The sequence below is a fragment of the Streptomyces sp. NPDC056835 genome, assembly GCF_042789485.1.
Classification (GTDB): domain Bacteria; phylum Actinomycetota; class Actinomycetes; order Streptomycetales; family Streptomycetaceae; genus Streptomyces.
On record NZ_JBHUBB010000027.1, the window covers coordinates 24,475 to 43,210 of the forward strand.

The window sequence follows — 18,736 nt, forward strand, 5'->3', positions numbered from 1 at the left end:
GACCGGCCCTGAGGGCTGGTCCGGCCCGCCGCGAGCGGTGTGCGGGCCTGTCAGTAGGGGCCGTTCACGTTGTCGATCGAGCCGTACCGGTCGGCCGCGTAGTTGGACGCGGCGGTGATGTTGGCGACCGGGTCGTAGCTGTCCGTCGACGTACCGGGCACGTGGTAGGCCTGGAACGTGGGGTCGATGACCTGCAGGAGCCCCTTGGACGGGGTACCGGCGGCGGCGTTGGAGTCCCAGTTGTTGATGGCCCACGGGTTGCCCGAGGACTCGCGCATGATGTTGCGGTAGATGCCGTCGTACGAGCCGGGGATGCCGTGCGCCGCCATGACGTCCAGCGACTCCTGGATCCAGCCGTCCAGGTTGTCGGCGTACGTCGTCGTGGCCGCCGCGGTGGCGTCGGCGCCCGTATCGGCCGTGGCGCTCTCGTCAGGCGCCGACGTGGCCTGCTCGTCGGCGGTGGAGTCGCCGGTCGAGTCCGCGCTGGAGTCGGCGGTCGAGTCTGCCGGGGTCTGCGAGTCGGACCCCGTACCGAGCGTCAGTGTGAGACCGGGGAGGATAAAGCACGGGTCGCCGCCGATGACGTCGCGGTTGTCCTCGTAGAGCTGCTGCCAGCCGCCGCTCAGCGAGTACTCGTCCGCGATCTTGGACAGCGAGTCCCCCCAGACCACGGAGTAGGTCGCCGGGGTTTCCGTCTGGACGGTGGCGGCCGGGGTCAGGGTCACCTTTGCGGTGGCGGCGGTGTGCGCCGACGGGGCCGCTTCCGCGGTGGTGGCGGCCAGCAGGGGGAAGGCGAGTACGGCACCGCCCGTGCCCGCGGTGACGAGACCTCTGGCGACGGGGCTGTTCTTGGGACGACGGTGCTTAGCCTTTGAGGCCATGACGAATTCCTCTCCTGCGCCTGCGAGGTGAGCTGTCGGGTTCGGACTGGAGATGCCCGGCCGCACTGTGAACGCGGCTTAACCCCAAGCCGGTCCGGAGTACGGATCGGCGACTTACCTGGGTCCCCCGCTCCTGCCGGACGTGGGTGGGTGTGGGGCTCCGGACAGCGGCAGGATTCGGCGTTCCATCCGGAGTGACGAGAACGTAAGCGAGGACGCCCGGACGAAACAAGCCCTGAATTCACAACGGAATCCAATTCGTGAATCCGGCCCGAAATGATCTCGTTATCGGCCCGATACCGGGGAACTCAACTCGCCTTCCCCGCGCGCGAAATGGACGAGGAGGCGGGCCCGCGACCGGGAACTTACGTGACACACATCACGCCCATGACGGAAATGTCCAGGTCACGACACCGAGCAGAGCATGGAAAGCCGCGTAAACGCTACATAAATGGACTTCGGGGAGAACAGACATAAATCGCCCATAAAGGCGTGATGTGGCCTGGTCGGTCCGACCTCGACAGTCCCACCCATGACCGGAAATGCGGGCGCCTCACAAGGGCCGCCGTATCGCGCATGATCGCGTAATTCGGAAGCCGCCCTTGGCGGCCTCTCGCGAACCCCTGCGGCCCCCGTGCGAGCCGCTTCTCGCGGCCATTGAACCGCTCAACGCCATCGAATTGGCGGAGCCGTGCGCGTTTCTGACCTTCTATCGTTTCCGAACACGGGCGGGCCACGTGTCAGTTCCGTGGCAGCCTTTCACCGAAGAGTGGATCGAAAGCGACGACCACCCCTTCGGCAAAAGGCAGTTCGCGGCCGAAGGGGGAGCGTGGTCCAGTCCCACGCTCCCCCTTCGGCCGCCTGCGCGCACAGCGCGCGTTCCGCGCTATATGCCCAACTCGGCGAGCCGGCGCGCCGGTTCGTTGCGCCGCCAGGCGATGACCAGGAAGGCGATCAGCCCGAGGACGGGCAGGGCGCAGACGCTCCAGCTCAGCGACAGGGGCGGGCCCGGCTGGTCGAGGACGGTCAGGTGCTTGAGGGTCCCCGTGCCATGACCCTCGGGGCCGTCGATGGCGAAGGTGAGCGCCACGTCGCCCGGGTCGGGGAAGGACTTGATGTCCAGACCCCAGACATCGAGTTTGCGGGGGTGGCGCGCCAGCGGGGTGACGCGGTCACCGGAGTCGAGGCCGGTGGCGTCACGGGTGAGCGTGCCCGATTTGCCCGCTATCCCTCCTTCGGGGGCGAAGGTGAAGTCCAGCGACTGCATGGCACGCAGCGGCCAGGTGGAGAACCCGATGGTCAGGCTGTACGGGCCCGCCTGGACGCGTTCGGTGTGCACGATCCCGACTGGCTCGTAGGCGGCGGCCGGCGTGGCCGACGCGAAGAGCAGGGCCGCCACCGCGGACAGCGCGAGGACCAGGGAGCGTACGCGGCGGGCCGGGGGCCGGGGAGTGGTGGTGCGTGAGGACGGCGCCGGGGCGGGGCCGGTGAGATGGCTGTGCACGGATCAGTTGCCTTCCGGGCTTGAGGTCGGGGTATTGGCGCGCAGGATGACGGCGAAGCGCGCGCCGAGGAAGCCGGCGAGGGCGCCGAAGGCCAGGCCCACGACGGCGGCGGCCAGCAGACCGGCGGCGTCGGGAGTGCCGGAATCACCGAGCAGGGACTTCTGGAGGAGCACCGAGACGCTGATCACCAGTCCGCCGGACGCGCCCAGAAGCTGGGGCAGCCACCGGTTCGACCAGCCACGCGTCGAGCCCAGCCACAGCAGCGTTTCGATGACAGCCGCCGCCAGGAGCATGAACATGGGGATGCTCGCGGGCAGTTCCGGAGCCTGGTTGCCGAGGTTGTCGCGCAGCGGCAGGCCCTGCGAGGCGGCGTAGACATGAGAGGCCCAGGGGGAGAACCACCACAGGAAGCCCTGGATGGCGGCGAGGGTGGCGCTGATGGCGAGGACGGCTCCCCGGCCGAGGGTGAGCCCTCCCATGATGACCAGGAGGACGGCGAAGAAGACGGTACCCGCGACGACCGGTTCGAAGGGCAGGGGCAGGGCGGCGAAGGCGTTGGTGGTGATGGGGCTGAACGTCATCAGGACAGGGATGCTGACGATCAGTCCGACCCGGCCCCAGCGTTCCGCGCGGGCCGCGGCGAAGACGATGACGCTGCCGACCATCGTGAGCGAGATCGAGACGAACAGCCCGACGTGCGGTGGTGAGTCGAGTACGGCGTCGAATCCGTACAGGGAGTGCCACCACAGATCCAGCAGCCCGTAGAGCAGGAAGAGCGCACCGCCCGTCCCGGCGACCAGATACCCCAGGGGCGCCGTGAAGGTCCCGCCGAACACCCGGACGGGGCTGCCGCCGACGGCTCGCTCGGCCGGGCGTCCCGCGCGCTGCGCGGCGGTGGCGCGCACCACCATGACCAGGCTGGTGAGACCGGCGACGGCGCTGCCGGAGTACAGCAGGAGATGGGAGAGGGTGAAGAAGGTGTCCGGGCCGACGTCGACGTGCCATTGGACGTCCCAGCTGATGCCGATCAGTGACACCAGCGTGCCGGCCAGTACGAGGTAGGCGCCGAGGACGCCCGGCTGCCCGTACGTCCGGACGAGGCCCGCGCGGCGTGGCGGGGCCAGGTCGTGGGGAACGGTTGCGGAGATGGGGTTCATCGCGGCTTCTTTCCGGTGGGGGGGTGGGTCGTCGGTCGCGTACGGGGGTAACGAGGCCGCTCAGCCGGTGACGGTGAGGGGGAAGACAAGGCGGTCCCGGCGGCCGTCCCCTTCGATGCCGATCAGGAGTTCCCAGCGGCCGGGCATCATCAGATGGACGCCGGAGACGCGGTAGCCGCCTCTCCCGTCCGGGGTCGCGGTGGCCGCGGGGGTCGCGTGTCCCGCGGTCGGCAGGACGGCCTGCGCCGTGACGACCGTCGCCGGGCCGGTGGCCTCGGTGTTCCGACGAGGCGTCAGGCGGACGTCGACGGTGGCTGTACCGGTACGGGGAGGGGAGACGGTGAGGGTCACCACCTCCCGGGCGGTGCCGCCGGTCAGGGTCGTATCGGTGGCGTGGCCCGGCAGGATCGCCCCGATCGCCAGTACGGACGCCGCGACGGCGGCCAGGGCGGCCGCGCCGAGCAGACCCCGGCGGACCGGCGGCGCGAGAGGTCCGGTCATGGCGTGCCCCCTGAGGGTGAGGTGACCTGGAGCAGATAGGGGACGGTCAGGATGGTGTTGTCCCGCTCCGCCTGGATCCAGACGCGGTAGTGGCCGGGGGCCGGGAAGGTGTAGACGAACGTGGCGTCCGGGCCGTAGGCGGCGACGGTCTCGTCGGCCGGGCTGTCGCCGTTGAGCGGCATGAGGCCGCTCATCGATCGCGTATCCGGGGAACCTCCCGACGTCCGATCCGGGTGCGTGCCGCTCATGCCCTCCATGTCGTGCCCGGAGTGTGCTGAATGTGACGATTCATGCGACATGCCGCCCATGGAGTGGGCATGGGCCCAGACCTCGGCGTCGTGGGCCGCTTCTCCCAGTCCGGTGGTGCGGGTCGCGTCCGCCCGGGACAGCGGTCCGACGACGATCATGTGCCCGACCATGCCGAGCCAGGGCTGCAAGGTCGCCGTATCCCCGATGCGGGCGGTCAGCGCACTGGGCCTGCCCGCGGTCAGTGACGGCGCGGTGAGCCGTACCGGTACGCCCCCGACGGTCCGCGTGGTGCCGGGACCCGACGGCGGCTCCGGGGCGGGTGTGGTGCCGGGGGAGGTGGCCCGTACGGCGCCGCCCGGCGCGGGGCCCGGGGGCTTCTCCGCCTCGAACCCGGTGGCGGAGCGAATCTGCTGTACGCCCCCTCCACGCCGGGCGAACTCGGCGGACACCGCGTAGTGACCTGCCGCGGGCAGCCGCAGCCGTACGTCGAAGGCACCGGGTCCCGTCCTGATGGGGTGCAGATGCCAGAGCTCACCGGACGGCCCGATCACCAGCAGATGCAATAGCGCCCCGTCGTGGACGACGAGATCGTCCGCGGGCAGGCCGGTGGAGCCGTCGTACAGGGAGAAGCGCAGGTCGGCGGCGTCCCCGGCGCCGGCGGTCACGGGCCGCAGCACGAAGGAGGCCGGTGGACGTGAGTAGTCGCTTGTCAGCGGTCTGACGAGGGAGTAGGGGCGGGCGACGCCGTCGATGGTGGGATCCACCTGCTGCCCCTGCTCGGGCGGCAGGGGCAGGGAGGCGGAGAGCAGCGCGCCGGTGACCGCCGTGGCGAGCGCGGCGACCGCCCCGCCCGCGGGCACCGTCACCCACCAGCCCCGGCGGGCACGGACCGCGACGACGAGCGTGATCAGGATGAGGACCCCCGCCGTGACGAAGCCCGCGTACACGGTGAGTTCGGGCGGGGAGGCGGTCTGTGCGGGGACGACGAAGGGGATCTTCGCCGTACGCCGGCCGTCGTCGAGCGACAGCTCCCACGGCCCGGCTCCGTCGACTCGCAGAACGGCGGAGTACGAGCCCGGGGTGGCGCCCAGGGTGACGGAGGCCGTGCTGGTGGCGGTGCCGGAGGTGGCCGCCGCCGAGGCGTTCGTGGAGATGCCTGTCGGGGTGGCCGCGAGCCGGAGCCGTCCGGCGGGCGTGCCCGTGTGGGTGAGCACATCCACATGGAGTGGTCCGGGGACACCGGTGACGCGGCGCAGGGTGACCGTCAGCTCGCGGTCGCCGAGCGTCTGGGCGACCTGAAGGTCCCCGCCGCTCGATCCGCCGTCCGCCCCGGCGGGGGGACTCGCCACGAACAGCAGACCCACGGCGCACAGCAGCACGGCCACCAGCGCGCGCGGGCGGCGTTTGAGTACGTTGTCGTTCATCCCGGCAGAGATTAGGAACCCCGCCGGACGCCGTCGTCACGGAGACAGGGGATCCCGGGTCCCCCGTTCGGGGGACCCGCCGGTACGTACGGCCCGGCATCATCGGGGCAGGCGGCACCACCACGCGGTACGGGCAGCCACGCGGTACGGACGGCACAGGCGGCACAGGCGGCCCGGCGCGACATGGAATCGAGACGACGTATGAGGAACCACCGGCGCGACACGGCGCCACGGCCCGCGCGGAGGAGGCTGCGCGGCCTGGGCACCGCGCTGCTCGCGGGCGCCCGCGACATCAGCGGACCCCTGACCCGCCAGTCCCTGCTGGTCGCCGTGGTCTGCGTGGTGGTGGACACCCTGTCGTTCCGGTTCGAAGGTTTCCACTCCTACCCCGGCCTCTGGAACTGGCTCGTCCTGGCGGCGATCGTGCTCGTGGACGCGGCGCTTGCCACCTCGGCCCGGAGGTCGGGGGTGGTGGCGCTCGCCCAGGCGGCCCTGCTGGTGACCTGCGCGGCCTTCCTCCCCGACGGCCGGCCCCTGCCCGATCTCAACGACGCGGGCCTGCTCATCTCGGCGTACCGCGCGGGCGCCTGGCTGACACTGCGCCCGGCCGCCGTATCGCTGGCCGGTCTGGCAACCGGAATCGTCGCGTCGAGTCTGATCGCCGGTGCGGGGCTCGCCCAGATCCATCTGCTTCTCATCCAGGCGATGCAGAACGCCCTGCTGCCCTGGCTGGTGGGCCGGTACACCACCACACGCCGGGCCTACATCGCCGAGCTGGAGCAGCGTTCGGAGCGCGAGCGGAACCACGCCAGGCAGGCGCTGACCGAGGCGATCGCGGAGGAGCGCAGCGCCATCGCCCGCGATCTGCACGATGTGATCGCCCACCATGTCAGCGCGATCGGTGTGCACGCGGGCGCCGCCCGCCTGGGGCTCACCACCTCCCCCGACACCACGGCGCTCGCCGGCTCGCTGACCGCCGTCGAGAAGTCCAGCCGCGCCGCCATGCTCGATCTGCGGCGGCTCCTGGACTTCCTGCACGGCAACCACTCCCGGGGTGCGCGCCAGCCCGGTCTGGACAACATCGACGAGCTCCTGCGCGCCGTGGACTCCGCGGGACTGACGGCGCGCCTCACCACGCGCGGCACCCCTCCCGTACTCCCGGAGTCCCTGGACATCGCCGTATACCGGATCGTGCAGGAACTGCTCACCAATGCCCTGCGGCACGGGGACGGCAGCCGGGTGGAGGTGGAGCTGGCCTACACGGACACCTCGCTCACCGTGACCGCCGCCAACCCCCTCCCCCGCTCCCTCCGGCCGCGCCGCCCGCCCGACTCCGCGCAGCGCGGACTGGCCGGGATACGCGGCCGCGCCGCTCTGTTCAACGGGTCGGCCACTTACGGCCCGACGCCCGACGGCACCGCCTGGACCACCGCGGTGGCCTTCCCCCTGGACCGCTCATGAGCCCCCGGGACCCAGCCATGAAGGTGCGCATCCTGCTCTCCGACGACCACGCCATGTTCCGTTCCGGGCTGCGCGCCGTCCTGGAGACGCAGCCCGATCTTGAGTGTGTCGCGGAGGTCGCCGACGGCGGCACGGCGGTGAGCGAAGTCATCAGGCTCCGCCCCGACGTGGCCATCCTCGACATCCGGATGCCGCGCCTGGACGGGCTGCGGGCCACCGAAAACATCCTGGCCCGCCCGGACAACACCACCAAAGTGATCGTTCTGACCACCTACGACGACGACGCGTACGTCCACCAGGCCCTGCGGGCCGGAGCCAGCGGCTTCCTTCTCAAGAGCCTGCCGCCGGAAGAGCTCATCGCGGCGGTACGCGTCGCCGCCCGGGGGGACGCTCTCATCGACCCGTCGGTGACCCGGCGCCTGATCGCCCGCTTCACCGGCAGCATCGCGCCGCCCCCGGCCCCGCCCGAACTCGACCAGCTCACCGCCCGCGAGTACGAGGTGCTGCTCCAGCTGGCCGCCGCGCACAGCAACGCCGAGATCGCCGCCCGGCTGGGCATCGGCGATGAAACGGTCAAGACCCATGTCTCCCGGATCCTCACCAAGCTCAACCTGCGCGACCGCGTCCACGCGGTGGTCTACGCCCATCTCCACGGCCTCGCCCGACGTCCGGGCTGACGGGCCGTCGGCGGGCGTCCTCGGCCGACGGGCGGGGCGCGCGGCTCAGTCCGTCTCCGTGATGTCCTCCCGCCGCGCCGCGGTGAACCCGAGGAGTTCGCGGCTGCGGGTGGTGTCGAACGGCGACGCGTGTCCGTCGAGCGCGCCCCGGATCTCGCTGGTGGGGTGGTACGCCGCCAGCAGTTCCCGGGTGGGTTCCAGAGCGGCGCTGTCGGGCGCGGCCACATTGACGACATGGTGGCCCGTGAGGTCGGCCGTCAGGGCGGCCCGTACGGCTCGGGCCGCGTCCGGGGTGTGCAGCCACCCCCACAGTTCACGGCGGTTGGACGCGGGGTCGCCGTGCACCTCGGCCAGCCGTTCCCGCAGCCGGGCGCCGGCCCCGACGAACGGGAACCGCAGCATGACGGTCACCGTGCCGTAGCGCCGAGTCGTGAACTCCGCGGCCTTCTCCGACATGACCTTGGACAGACCGTAGGAGTCGACGGTGAGGTCCGGGTGGTCCTCATCGACGGGGACGTACACCGGGTGCAGATCCCGGTCGGCCCACGCGATACCGACGGCCGACGCGCTGGAGGCGCCGACCACGCGCGGCACCCCGAGCCGGCCCGCCTCCTGGAACACCAGGTAGGCGGCGAGGACGTTGGCGCGCAGGGTCTCGTCCTCCGACACGATGCCGGGCGCCGGGTACGCCGCGAGATGCACGACCCCGGCGAACACACCGTCCTCGTCCGCCGCCTTCCGGGCGGCGGCGAAGCACTCCGTCACCGTCTTCGCCTCGCTGAGGTCGCCGGTGACGAACCGGACACAGCCGTCCTCGCTGTCACCCCGCTCCAGGTCGGCGCCCACGACGCGGAAGCCCGCGCCGATGAGGTCCGCCACGACGGCCCGGCCGATCCCGCCGGCCGCGCCCGTCACCAGTACCGTCCGGCCGCTCTTCCGTACCGTCCGTTCACTCATCCCTTGACAGCTCCCATCAGTCCGTTGACGAAATAGCGCTGGGCGCACAGGAACAGGACGATCACCGGGACCACCATGATCAGCGCCGCCGCCATCAGCGAGTTGTACTGCACGACACTCTGCGACTGCATCGCCTGGAGCGCGATGGGCAGCGTGTATGTGTGCGGGTCGTTCAGCGAGATCCGGGTGAGCTGGTATTCGTTCCACGTCGGGATGGCCGTGAGCAGCGCGATCGTGATGACCGCGGGCCGGGCCAGCGGCAGATAGATCCGGCTGAAGATCCGCAGCTCGCCCGCGCCGTCCATGCGCGCCGCCTCGCGCAGCTCCCCCGGTACCGAGCTGAAGGCGTTGGTCAGCATCAGGATCGCCAGCGGGGCGCTGCCGTTGACGAACGGCAGGATCAGGCCCCAGTGGGTGCCGAGGATGTCGAGCTTGCTCTCCAGCAGCACGATCGGCAGCAGTGTCACCACTCCGGGGACGAAGAGCAGTACCAGGAACAGCCGGTACAGCCACTTCTTGCCGGGGAACGCCAGTACGGAGAAGGCGTACGAGGCGGCCGAGTAGACCACCACGACCAGCACGGTCGTCAGGACGGTGACCTTGACGCTGTTGAGGAAGTAGTCGAAGAAGTCGAGCTTGTTCCAGGTGTCGGCGAAGGTACGGAGAGTCGGGTCGTGCGGTATGAGATGACCGCCCTCCTGCACCTCCTTGTTGGTCTTGAAGGCCGCCGAGACCATCCACAGGAACGGATAGACGCTGACCGCCGCGTAGGCGGCGAGCGCGATCCCGACGATGGTGCGGACGACGGTCCGGCCGACGGGCTTGCGGCCGCCGGTCCGCGGCACGGTCCGGTCCTGGACGCGGATGCCCGCCCGCCGCGGCTGGGAAAACGTTTCGCCGCTCATCCCATCCTCCTCATCACCCGCTGGTTGATGAAGGCGACGACGAGGGCCGCCAGGAACAGGAGCCAGCCCAGGGCGCTGGCGAGACCCAGCGTCGGGGACAGCTCGGAGAGGAAGGCGAGCCGGTAGGTCTCAAGACCGAGCACGCTCGTGGAGTCGCCCGGACCGCCGTTGGTCATGATCAGGAAGGACTGGAAGCCCTGGAGGGAGTCACGCACATTGAGCAGGAGCACGACAACGGTGATGGGCTTCATGAGCGGCCACACGACGGTCGTGGTCGAGCGCAGCCAGCCGGCGCCGTCGATCTGCGCGGCCTCCAGCAGGGAGCTGTCCAGCGACTGGAGCCCGGTCAGATACAGCAGCATCGCCACCGGCACGGCCGACCAGACCATGACGACGATCATCGTGGCCAGGGCGGTGTCCGGGTTGCCGAGCCAGCCCTGGGGCTGCTGGAGCGAGCCGAGGCCGACGGACTTCAGCAGCAGGTTGACGGCGCCGTTGGGCTCCAGGATGTAGTTCCAGGCGAAGTAGACGGCGATCCCGGTCGTCACGTAGGGCACGAAGTAGACGGAGCGCAGGACGCCCTGGAAGCGCTTGACCTGGTTCAGTACGAGGGCGAGCGGGAACGCGACGAGCACCGTGAGCAGGGGGACCGCGATGACGACCCACAGGGTGTTGACCGCGGCCTTCTTCACGATCGGCCAGTACGTCGGGCTGCCGCCGAGCAGATCCGAGTAGTTCCGGAAGCCGCGCCAGTTCCACTCGGGCCAGAAGCCGTTCCACTGGGCGAAGCTCAGCGAGAAGCCGTAGACGATCGTGTAGACGCCCATGACGGCGAACAGGACGATCGCGGGAGCGACGAAGAGATAGCCCCAGACGGCCTGCTTGCGCTTCTCGCGCAGTCCCCCGAAGAGTCCGCGGCGAGGTGTGCCGCCGCCGGGCTCCCCGGCGGACGAGGAGCGCGCGCCTTTCCCGGTGCCGGCGGCCGTCGCCGTACCGGTCGCGGCCGTCATTTGTTCTGCTCCGACCAGTAGGACTTGATCATGGAACTCATCTGGCCACCCGTGCTTTCCGCGCTGCGTGACTTCAGCGGAGTGAACTGGGCCAGTACGGCTCCGACCTTTCCGGGGTCGTACAGGCTGGGACGGTAGGCGGTATAGCCGGCGTTGTAGGAATTCTTGCCGGAGCCGAAGGCCGCTTCCATGGAATTCAGGACCGGGCCGAGCGCCGCGCTCTGCTTCTTGTCGAGATCATTCGGCGGCACGTCGAGTGCCTGTTTTCCGAAGTCGGCCGCGACATCGTCCCTGGAGAGGAACTTCAGCCATTGCAGCGCCTCGTCCTTCTTCTCCGATTTCCGGGTGATGGACAGACCCGTGAGCGAGAAGGGCGAGAGCTGGAGGCCGGGGATGGCCGCGTCCTTCGGCGGCGGCACGGGAAACGTCATGAGATTGTCCGCGTCGTAGCCGTTCTCGGCGAGAAACGCCAGCGTGTAGGTGCCGCCGATGTCGAAGGACGCCTTGCCCTGGGCGAAGGCGAGATCCGCCTCGTCGATCCCCTTGGACTGGGTGCCCGGCATCCAGTACGGGGTCACCTGGTTGTAGGTGTTCAGAACCTTCTGGCCGTTCGGTGACGACCAGCCCTGAGCGGCGTCCCGGCCGAAGAGCGCCTCGAACTTCTGCTTTCCGAGCATCCCGAACGCCATCGGCTGCATCAGCCATTCGAGAGCCGTGGAGGGCTGCTTCACACCGACGGTCACCCCGCCGTTATCGGGGTATGCCCGCTTCACCTTGTCGAGGGCGTCGATGAATTCCTCCCAGGTGGCGGGCGCCCGGGTGACCCCGGCCTTCGCCGCGCGGCTCTTGTTCATATAGACGACGCCCTGGGTTCCGACGGTGAGCGGCACACTGAATCGCTGCCCCAGTTGGACACCCTGGGTCTTGGAGCCCTCGGTGAGCGACGCCTTGTAGACATCGGGCGTGACCGTGCCGTCCGTGAGGACCTGAGGGAGGTATTGGTCCAGCCATTTCTGGTCGACGTCCTTGGAGAGGTCTTCCAGCAGTCCCGCCCCGCCGAACGCGAGGTCGTCGCCGTTGGCGTGCACTTCGAGCACATCGGGCAGATCATTGGTGCGGGCCGCGGCCTGAACCTTGGTCAGAAAGGCATCATCCGGCGTCACCGCCTGAATATTCACCTTTGTCCCGGTCGCGGCGGTGAACTTTTCCGCTGCCGCCTGGAGGGCGGCCACATGGGACTGTTTAAAGGTCCACATGGAAAGTTCATCGCGTCCGGCACCATTTCCGCCGTCCGAACCACATCCCGCGATCAGCACGCCCATGGCGGCGACCGAAGCGAGTATCGAGGTGCGACGCGCGGCTGGGAGAAGTCGTATCACGTTCCCAGCGCCTTTCTTCGGGGCTGTCCGTCCAGCTCCTCTATGACGCTGCGAATCTAAATCGACTTGATGTACGGTGTCAACAGTTGTAACACCCGGAAAACACGGACGTGCCATCACCTCGGAGGGAACCCATGACGGCAGCGAAGACACGGGATACGACGGAGAGCGCGGAGGTACTGGCCCCGGCCCCCTGGGCACGATCCGGCTCCGGCTCCGCGCAGGGCTCCGACTCCCTGCGGGTGACAGCGGTCCGTACCTTCCTGTGCGCCCCGCAGGGCTGTCCGTACGTGATCGTGCGCGTGGAGACGAACCAGCCCGGTCTGTACGGGCTCGGCTGCGCCAGCGACCCGCAGCGCACCCTCGCGATCCGTTCGGTCGTCGACGACTACTTCGGTCCGATGCTGCTCGGCCGCGACCCGCACGACATCGAGGACCTGCACCGGCTGCTGCTCAACAGCGGCTACTGGCGGGGCGGTTCGATCGCGCAGAACGCCCTGGCGGGCGTCGACGTGGCGCTCTGGGACATCAAGGGCAAGGCGGCGGGACTGCCGCTGCACCAGCTGCTCGGGGGCAGGGCCCGGGAGGCCGCCGAGGCGTACACGCACGTGGACGGCCAGGAGGCGGGCGAGATCGCCGAGCGGGTGCTCGCCGCCGCCGAGCGCGGTTACCGCCATGTCCGCGTCCAGGTCGCGGTCCCCGGCACCGACACCTACGGCACGGCCCCGCGCGACGAGGCCGAAGCCCGCCGGCGCCGGCTGCGCGCGGGGAGCTGGGACTCCCTGAGCTATCTGCGTCATGTCCCGCCCGTGCTGCGCGAGATCCGTGAGCGGGTCGGCACGGGTGTGGAGCTGCTGCACGACGCGCACGAGCGGCTGACGCCCTCGCAGGCCCGTGAGCTGGTGCACGAGGTGGAGGACGCGCGGCTGTTCTTCCTGGAGGACGCCCTCGCCCCCGAGGACGCGGCCCACTTCGGTCAGCTCCGCCGGGCCGGCTCGGTCCCGCTCGCGGTGGGCGAGCTCTACCACGACATCACGATGTACCTGCCGCTGCTGGAACAACGGGTCATCGACTTCGCCCGGATCCGTATCCCCACCCTGGGCGGCCTGACGCCCACCCGCAAACTCGTCGCGGCCTGCGAGCTGTTCGGCGTACGGACGGCGCCGCACGGCCCCGGCGATGTCAGCCCCGTCGGCATGGCCGCCAACCTGGCCCTGGACATCAGCTCGCCCGCGTTCGGCGTCCAGGAGGCCGCCGCCTTCAAGGAAGCGACCCTGGAGGTCTTCCCCGGTGCGCCCGTGCCGCGCGAGGGGCGCCTGTACCCCTCCGAACAGCCGGGCCTGGGCGTCGACTTCGACGAGTCGGCCGTACGCAGGTACCCGGTGACCGAGCCCCTGGAGCACGACCGCTGGGCGCTGCTGCGCAACACGGACGGCAGCGTGCAGCGGCCCTGACCGTTGCCGTACACGCGTGAGGCCCCGCCGGCCGGCGGGGCCTCACGCATACCCGCGGCTCACCCCTACCCGCCGCTCACCCCAGCAACAGGGATTTCGGCTGCGCGGAGAGCGTCCGGTCCAGGACCAGCGACGCCGCTCCCACGGCCGCGACGTTCTCGCCGACGGCGGTGGTGATGACCAGCGTGGGATGGATCGGCTTGACGAACGGGGACTGCGCGACCATCGGCTCGATGAGGGCGAGGAGCCGGTCGGCGAGAAGGTGCCATATCGGGCCGCCGAAGACGATGGTGTCCACGTCCAGGAGCGTCGCCGCCGCGCAGACACCCCGGCCGATTCGGATCCCCCAGCGGTCGATGATGCTGCCGGCCCGCTCCTCTCCCCGCGCGGCGAGGGCCGCCAGCTGCTCAAGGCCGCGCTGGGCGTCCCCGGGATCCATGGGGGTGAACTCCCCGCCGAGCACACCGAGCGCGATGGCCTCGTCGACCAGGACCCGGGTCGAGCAGGCCGCGCCGAGACCACCGACCTCGCCGACGTTGCCGGAGACGCCGCGCAGCACGGTGTCGTCGATGACCAGCCCCATGCCGGAGCCTGTGCCGAGGTAGAAGAAGAGGAAGTTACGGCTCTCGGTGGCGGCCCCGGACCAGCGCTCGGCGACGACGGCCGCGATCACGTCCTTGTCCAGCAGGGCCGGATAGCCGGTCGCCTCGCTGAGCTGGTCGCGCAGTGGAACGCTGCCCCAGCCGGGCAGTTCGGGCGGGTCCACGACCAGCCCGGCCGCCGCGTCGATCGGTCCCGGCGCGGCGATCCCCAGGCCCAGTACGCGTTCCCTGTCCACCCCCGACTCGGCCACCAGCGCGGTCACCGAGGCGGCGATGCCCGCCACGACCTGGTCGGTGTCGCCGCCGCGCGGGGTCCGTTCGCTGCGCTGGGCGACGACTGTACCGAGCAGATCGAGCAGTACGTACGTGATGACGGCCGGGTCGAGATGCACGCCCACGGCGTACCGGGCACCCGGAGCGATCCGCAGGAGCGTACGCGGTTTGCCGCTGCCGGTGCTCTGCTTCCCGGACTCGCGAGCCACGCCCTGGTCGAGCAGCCTGCGGGTGATGTTGGAGACGGTCTGCGCCGACAGCCCGGTGGCCTGGGCGAGTTCGACCCGGCTCAGGCCCGCGGAGTGGCGCCGGATCGCGTCCAGGACGACGGATTCGTTGAAGTCCCCCATGCGCGGCAGGTTGGTGCCGCGTCTGATCGACGCCTTCCCGGCGTTCGCCTTCTTGCTCGTCAAAATCCGTCTCCCGGCCCCGGAAAGGGACGGCGGCCAGATGCCGCCGTTCCCTGGGTGCGTCAAATCGATGGAATCGTACCGGCTGGGGCGTATGCCGTGTCCGCGAAGCCCGCTTGTGCCGGTGTCAGCCCAGCTGCTCGACAAGGACGAGCGACCAGGGGCTGACGTCCGTGTCGAGCCGCAGCACCCCGTCCACACCGGCGGCGGCGGTCCGTACCTCGGTGGCACGGGCCAGCCGGTCGAGATGGGCCAGTTGCTCGCGGGTGGGCGCGGCCGGTGAGCCGAGGGCCCGCCAGGCCCCGATGGCGTCGCCGTGCGCGGAGTCCAGCACCTCGACGCGGAAGGGCGCGCCGGCCGTGAGCTCGCCGATCTCCAGCGTCAGCCGCCGGGGCCCGCCCTTGGCCTGGGTGGCCTCGGCCATGGTCCGGTCGTCGAAGGAGGCCGGCACGGACTTGGGCTCCTCCTGCGGGTAGTGGTGGATGAGAGCGGTGATCCGGCCGGTGGCGGCCGAGCGGGTCACGACATGGTCCTCGCCGCGCTCGATCAGTTCGTCGCCGAGGGCGTGCAGCATGCGGTACGCGTGGAAGGTCGGCTTCGGGATCCCGGGCAGCGTGATCATTCCGAAGCCGCCGTGGAACAGCTCGTCGCCTGCCCCGCCCTCCTCGAAGACATCCGTGAACGTCCAGTACGCGAGCGAGTCGACCGTACCGAGCGAGTGCAGGATCGAGCGCGTGACGTAGGTGGCGGCGGGCAGCGTGTCATGGGTGTGGTCGCGCGGCGAGGAGGACGAGGACCACTCGGTGAGATGGATCTCGGCCTCCGGATACGGGCTCTTGGCGATCAGATCACGCAGCAGGGCCAGGTCGACCGGGGTGGCGTCCTTGCCGCGGGTGAGCTTCTCGCCCTGGCCGTGCTCGTCCAGCGCCCAGTCCGTGGGGTACGGGTGGGTGGAGACGAAGTCGACGGGCAGCCCTTCCCCGGCGCAGTAGTCCAGGAAGGCCGCCATCCACACCGGACGCCACTCCAGGTCGTCGATGTCGTCGCGGCCGGCGACGATGCGCCGGGAGACATCCTCGGACTCACCGCCGAAGCGCTCGTCGGGTACGAAGTTGGAGGTGGCGGGGCCGCCGACGCGCAGCCGCGGGTCGACGTTCTTCACCGCGCCCGCGGTGACCTTGTACAGCTCGAAGTACTCGGAGCGGGTGCCGTGGAAGAAGCCCCAGAGGTTGGCCTCGTTCCACACCTCGAAGTACCAGCGGCGCACTTCCTCGATCCCGTACCGGGTGATCCAGTGGCGGGTGATGCCGTCGATCAGCGCGGCCCACTTGTCGAGGTCCACGGGCGGGGCGCCGTGCGCTCCCCACCAGAAGACGGTGCTGGTCTCCCGGGCGAGGGCACGCGGGCTGAAGCCGAACTCCACGAACGGCCGGACCCCGAGGTCCAGGAGGAAGTCGAAGAGCGCGTCGACGTACTGGAAGTTATGGACGGGGGTGCCGTCCTCACGCTCCGTGTACACGAACATGTCGTCGTGGAAGAGCCCGTGGAAGCGTATGTACTCGAAGCCGCACGCCTCGTGGGCCTCGCGGAGCTGGCGCTGCCAGTCGGCGCGCAGCCCCTCATTGGCGCGTCCGGCGCCGACGACGCGGCTCCAGAAGTGCGGCAGCGGGGTCGCGGGGGCGTTCGCGAGGGCGCTGACCAAGATGTCGCCCGACATGGTGGTTCCTTCCGTCCCGGTGCGGCAGGCAGTGGTGCTGTGGGACAGACGATAAATCAAAATGATTGATATATCCATCCCGCGTGTGACACCCCCCGCCGTCACTGCCACCACTGCCACCACTGCCACCACTGCTCACGCCCCTGCCACTACGGAGCTGTCGGCGATACGTTGGGGCCATGCATTCGACGCGAGTCTCCCGACGCGTGAACGCGCCCCGCGCGGCCGTCTACCGAGCGCTTCTCGACGCGGACGCGGTCGCACGATGGCGGGTGCCCGACGGCATGACCAGCCACGTACACGCGTTCGATCCCCGCGAAGGTGGCACGTTCCGTGTCTCACTCACCTACGACGAGCCCACGGCCGGCGGCAAGTCGGGCGCGCACACCGACACGTACCACGGCCACTTCACACGGCTCGTGCCCGACGAGCAGGTGACCGAGGTGTTCGCGTTCGAGACGGCGGACCCCGGCTTGCGCGGCACGATGACGATGACGACCACACTCACCGACGCGGACGCGGACGCGGACGGCGCGACGGATGTCCTGATCGTGCACGAGGGAATTCCCGACGATGTGCCCGCCGCCGACAATGAGCTGGGCACCCGCATGGCCTTGGCGAATCTCGCCCGGCTGGTCGAGGCGGACGAGCGACCGGAGAGTGGGAACGCGCGGCCTGAGTGACCGCGTGGCGAAGCGCGCGGCGCGTGATCACCGTGATCACCCCCCGCGGTCGTCGTCCCCGCGGTCGTCGTCCCCGCGGTCGTCACCCCCGCGGTCGCCGCCTCACGGACTCGGTTCACCGCGCCAGGCAGGGACGCTTGCTGTCGAAGGTCCAGTCGTTCACCAGGTAGCGCATCCCGACGGCGTCGTCACGCCCCGAGAGCCCCTTCGCCAGGTAGAGCTCATGGGCCGCGAGCAGCCGGTCCATGTCGAGGCGGACACCGAGTCCGGGCGTGTCGTCGACCGCGACCGCTCCGTCGACGATGCGCGGGGCTTCGACGGTCAGGCGATCCAGGCCCTCCTGCCAGATCCAGTGCGTGTCCAGCGCGTTGTAGTCACCCGGGGCGGCGGCTCCGCAGTGGGCCATCATGGCGAGGGATATGTCGAAGTGGTTGTTGGAATGGCACCCCCATGTCAGACCCGTCGCATCGCACAGCTGGGCCACCCGCACCGACCCCCGCATGGTCCAGAAGTGCGGGTCCGCGAGCGGGATGTCGACGGACCGCAGCGCCAGCGCGTGGCTGAGCTGGCGCCAGTCGGTCGCGATCATGTTGGTCGCGGTGGGCAGAGCGGTGGCGCGGCGGAACTCCGCGAGGATCTCCCGGCCCGAGTAGCCGCTCTCGGCTCCGCACGGGTCCTCGGCGTAGGCGAGTGTGCCGACCAGGGGCCGGCACAGCTCGACGGCTTCCCGCAGCGACCAGGCCCCATTGGGATCGAGGGTGATCCGCGCCTCGGGGAAGCGTTCCTTGAGCGCTCGTACCGCCTTGACCTCCTCGGCGCCCGCCAGCACACCGCCCTTGAGCTTGAAGTCGCGGAAGCCGTAGCGCGCGTACGTGGCCTCCGCCTGGCGGACGATCGCTTCCGGGGTCAGTGCCTCCTCGCGCCGGATCCGGTACCACTCCACGGCGGAGTCGGGTTCGCGGACGTACTCCAGGTCGGTCCGACCGGGGTCGCCCACGTAGAACAGATAACCGAGGACCCGCACGGAATCACGCTGCTTGCCGTCGCCGAGCAGTGCCGCCACGGGTACCTCCAGATGCTGGCCCAGCAGATCCAGCAGTCCGGATTCGACGGCCGTGACGGCGTGCACCGCGGTACGCAGGTCGAAGGTCTGCTCGCCCCGTCCCCGGTCGTCACGGCCACCGAATCGCTCCCCCATGGCACGCAGGACGCTCAGGTGGTCGCCCACCCGCGCACCGACGACGAGGGATTCCGCTTCGCGCAGCGTGCGGGTGATCTCCTCGCCTCCCGGCACTTCGCCCAGTCCCGTCCGGCCCTGGGAGTCCTCGATGACCAGGACGTTCCGGGTGAAGTACGGGGCGTGCGCGCCGGAGAGGTTGAGCAGCATGGAGTCACGGCCGGCCACCGGATACACGGAGAAGCGGGTGACGACGGGTTGGCTCATGACATGAATCCTTCGTGATCGGGGGTCGTTGTCTCACGGAGCGGGCG

At 70.1% G+C, this 18,736-nt stretch carries 16 protein-coding genes and 1 riboswitch; of the genes, 4 read left to right on the plus strand and 12 right to left on the minus strand.

What is annotated here, in order from left to right:
- Nucleotides 1-50: 50 nt before the first annotated feature.
- The 5 genes from ACFRMN_RS27455 to ACFRMN_RS27475 form a co-directional block, all read right to left on the minus strand.
- Nucleotides 51-881, minus strand: a complete 831-nt coding sequence (locus tag ACFRMN_RS27455; protein ID WP_383023976.1) for a transglycosylase SLT domain-containing protein — start codon at nt 879-881, stop codon at nt 51-53.
- 4 nt (nt 882-885) lie between these two features.
- Nucleotides 886-1,074, minus strand: a riboswitch (cyclic di-AMP (ydaO/yuaA leader).
- A 693-nt stretch (nt 1,075-1,767) separates the two neighbouring features.
- Nucleotides 1,768-2,385, minus strand: coding sequence for a hypothetical protein (locus ACFRMN_RS27460; protein WP_383023979.1), 618 nt, complete (start codon nt 2,383-2,385; stop codon nt 1,768-1,770).
- 3 nt (nt 2,386-2,388) lie between these two features.
- Entirely contained in the window at nt 2,389-3,543 is a 1,155-nt protein-coding gene (locus ACFRMN_RS27465) for a hypothetical protein (RefSeq protein ID WP_383023981.1), read from the minus strand.
- A gap of 60 nt (nt 3,544-3,603) precedes the next feature.
- Nucleotides 3,604-4,044, minus strand: coding sequence for a hypothetical protein (locus tag ACFRMN_RS27470; protein ID WP_383023984.1), 441 nt, complete (start codon nt 4,042-4,044; stop codon nt 3,604-3,606).
- Nucleotides 4,041-5,717, minus strand: coding sequence for a hypothetical protein (locus tag ACFRMN_RS27475; protein WP_383023987.1), 1,677 nt, complete (start codon nt 5,715-5,717; stop codon nt 4,041-4,043). Before ACFRMN_RS27475 ends, ACFRMN_RS27470 begins: the two co-directional genes overlap by 4 nt.
- Before the next feature lie 201 nt (nt 5,718-5,918).
- On the opposite strand from ACFRMN_RS27475, the gene ACFRMN_RS27480 reads away from it, so the two are divergent.
- Nucleotides 5,919-7,178 carry a sensor histidine kinase gene (locus ACFRMN_RS27480; protein ID WP_383023990.1) on the plus strand — a complete coding sequence of 420 codons (1,260 nt, stop codon included), beginning with the start codon at nt 5,919-5,921 and terminating at the stop codon, nt 7,176-7,178.
- A gap of 17 nt (nt 7,179-7,195) precedes the next feature.
- Nucleotides 7,196-7,855, plus strand: coding sequence for a response regulator (locus ACFRMN_RS27485; protein ID WP_383023993.1), 660 nt, complete (start codon nt 7,196-7,198; stop codon nt 7,853-7,855).
- A 45-nt stretch (nt 7,856-7,900) separates the two neighbouring features.
- On the opposite strand, the gene ACFRMN_RS27490 is transcribed toward ACFRMN_RS27485, so the two are convergent.
- Genes ACFRMN_RS27490 through ACFRMN_RS27505 form a run of 4 tightly spaced genes read right to left on the minus strand, consistent with a single transcriptional unit; the run spans nt 7,901 to nt 12,049 of the window.
- Nucleotides 7,901-8,812 carry an NAD-dependent epimerase/dehydratase family protein gene (locus ACFRMN_RS27490; RefSeq protein ID WP_383023996.1) on the minus strand — a complete coding sequence of 304 codons (912 nt, stop codon included), beginning with the start codon at nt 8,810-8,812 and terminating at the stop codon, nt 7,901-7,903.
- Complete coding sequence (locus ACFRMN_RS27495; protein ID WP_383023999.1) at nt 8,809-9,717, minus strand: carbohydrate ABC transporter permease; 909 nt, start codon at nt 9,715-9,717, stop codon at nt 8,809-8,811. Before ACFRMN_RS27495 ends, ACFRMN_RS27490 begins: the two co-directional genes overlap by 4 nt.
- Entirely contained in the window at nt 9,714-10,727 is a 1,014-nt protein-coding gene (locus ACFRMN_RS27500) for a carbohydrate ABC transporter permease (protein ID WP_383024001.1), read from the minus strand. Before ACFRMN_RS27500 ends, ACFRMN_RS27495 begins: the two co-directional genes overlap by 4 nt.
- Nucleotides 10,724-12,049, minus strand: a complete 1,326-nt coding sequence (locus ACFRMN_RS27505) for an ABC transporter substrate-binding protein (protein WP_383024160.1) — start codon at nt 12,047-12,049, stop codon at nt 10,724-10,726. Before ACFRMN_RS27505 ends, ACFRMN_RS27500 begins: the two co-directional genes overlap by 4 nt.
- Nucleotides 12,050-12,240: 191 nt before the next feature.
- Here ACFRMN_RS27505 and ACFRMN_RS27510 point away from each other — a divergent pair, with 191 nt between their 5' ends.
- Nucleotides 12,241-13,560, plus strand: a complete 1,320-nt coding sequence (locus ACFRMN_RS27510; RefSeq protein ID WP_383024004.1) for an enolase C-terminal domain-like protein — start codon at nt 12,241-12,243, stop codon at nt 13,558-13,560.
- Nucleotides 13,561-13,636: 76 nt separating this feature from the next.
- On the opposite strand, the gene ACFRMN_RS27515 is transcribed toward ACFRMN_RS27510, so the two are convergent.
- Nucleotides 13,637-14,848 carry an ROK family protein gene (locus tag ACFRMN_RS27515; protein WP_383024007.1) on the minus strand — a complete coding sequence of 404 codons (1,212 nt, stop codon included), beginning with the start codon at nt 14,846-14,848 and terminating at the stop codon, nt 13,637-13,639.
- Between the two features lie 124 nt (nt 14,849-14,972).
- A complete protein-coding gene (locus tag ACFRMN_RS27520) occupies nt 14,973-16,562 on the minus strand; it encodes a beta-xylosidase (RefSeq protein WP_383024009.1) in 1,590 nt (529 codons plus the stop codon).
- Nucleotides 16,563-16,741: 179 nt separating this feature from the next.
- Here ACFRMN_RS27520 and ACFRMN_RS27525 point away from each other — a divergent pair, with 179 nt between their 5' ends.
- Nucleotides 16,742-17,245 carry an SRPBCC domain-containing protein gene (locus ACFRMN_RS27525; protein ID WP_383024012.1) on the plus strand — a complete coding sequence of 168 codons (504 nt, stop codon included), beginning with the start codon at nt 16,742-16,744 and terminating at the stop codon, nt 17,243-17,245.
- A gap of 115 nt (nt 17,246-17,360) precedes the next feature.
- On the opposite strand, the gene ACFRMN_RS27530 is transcribed toward ACFRMN_RS27525, so the two are convergent.
- On the minus strand, nt 17,361-18,689 hold the full coding sequence (locus ACFRMN_RS27530; RefSeq protein WP_383024016.1) for an enolase C-terminal domain-like protein: 1,329 nt from the start codon (nt 18,687-18,689) through the stop codon (nt 17,361-17,363).
- Between the last annotated feature and the right edge of the window lie 47 nt (nt 18,690-18,736).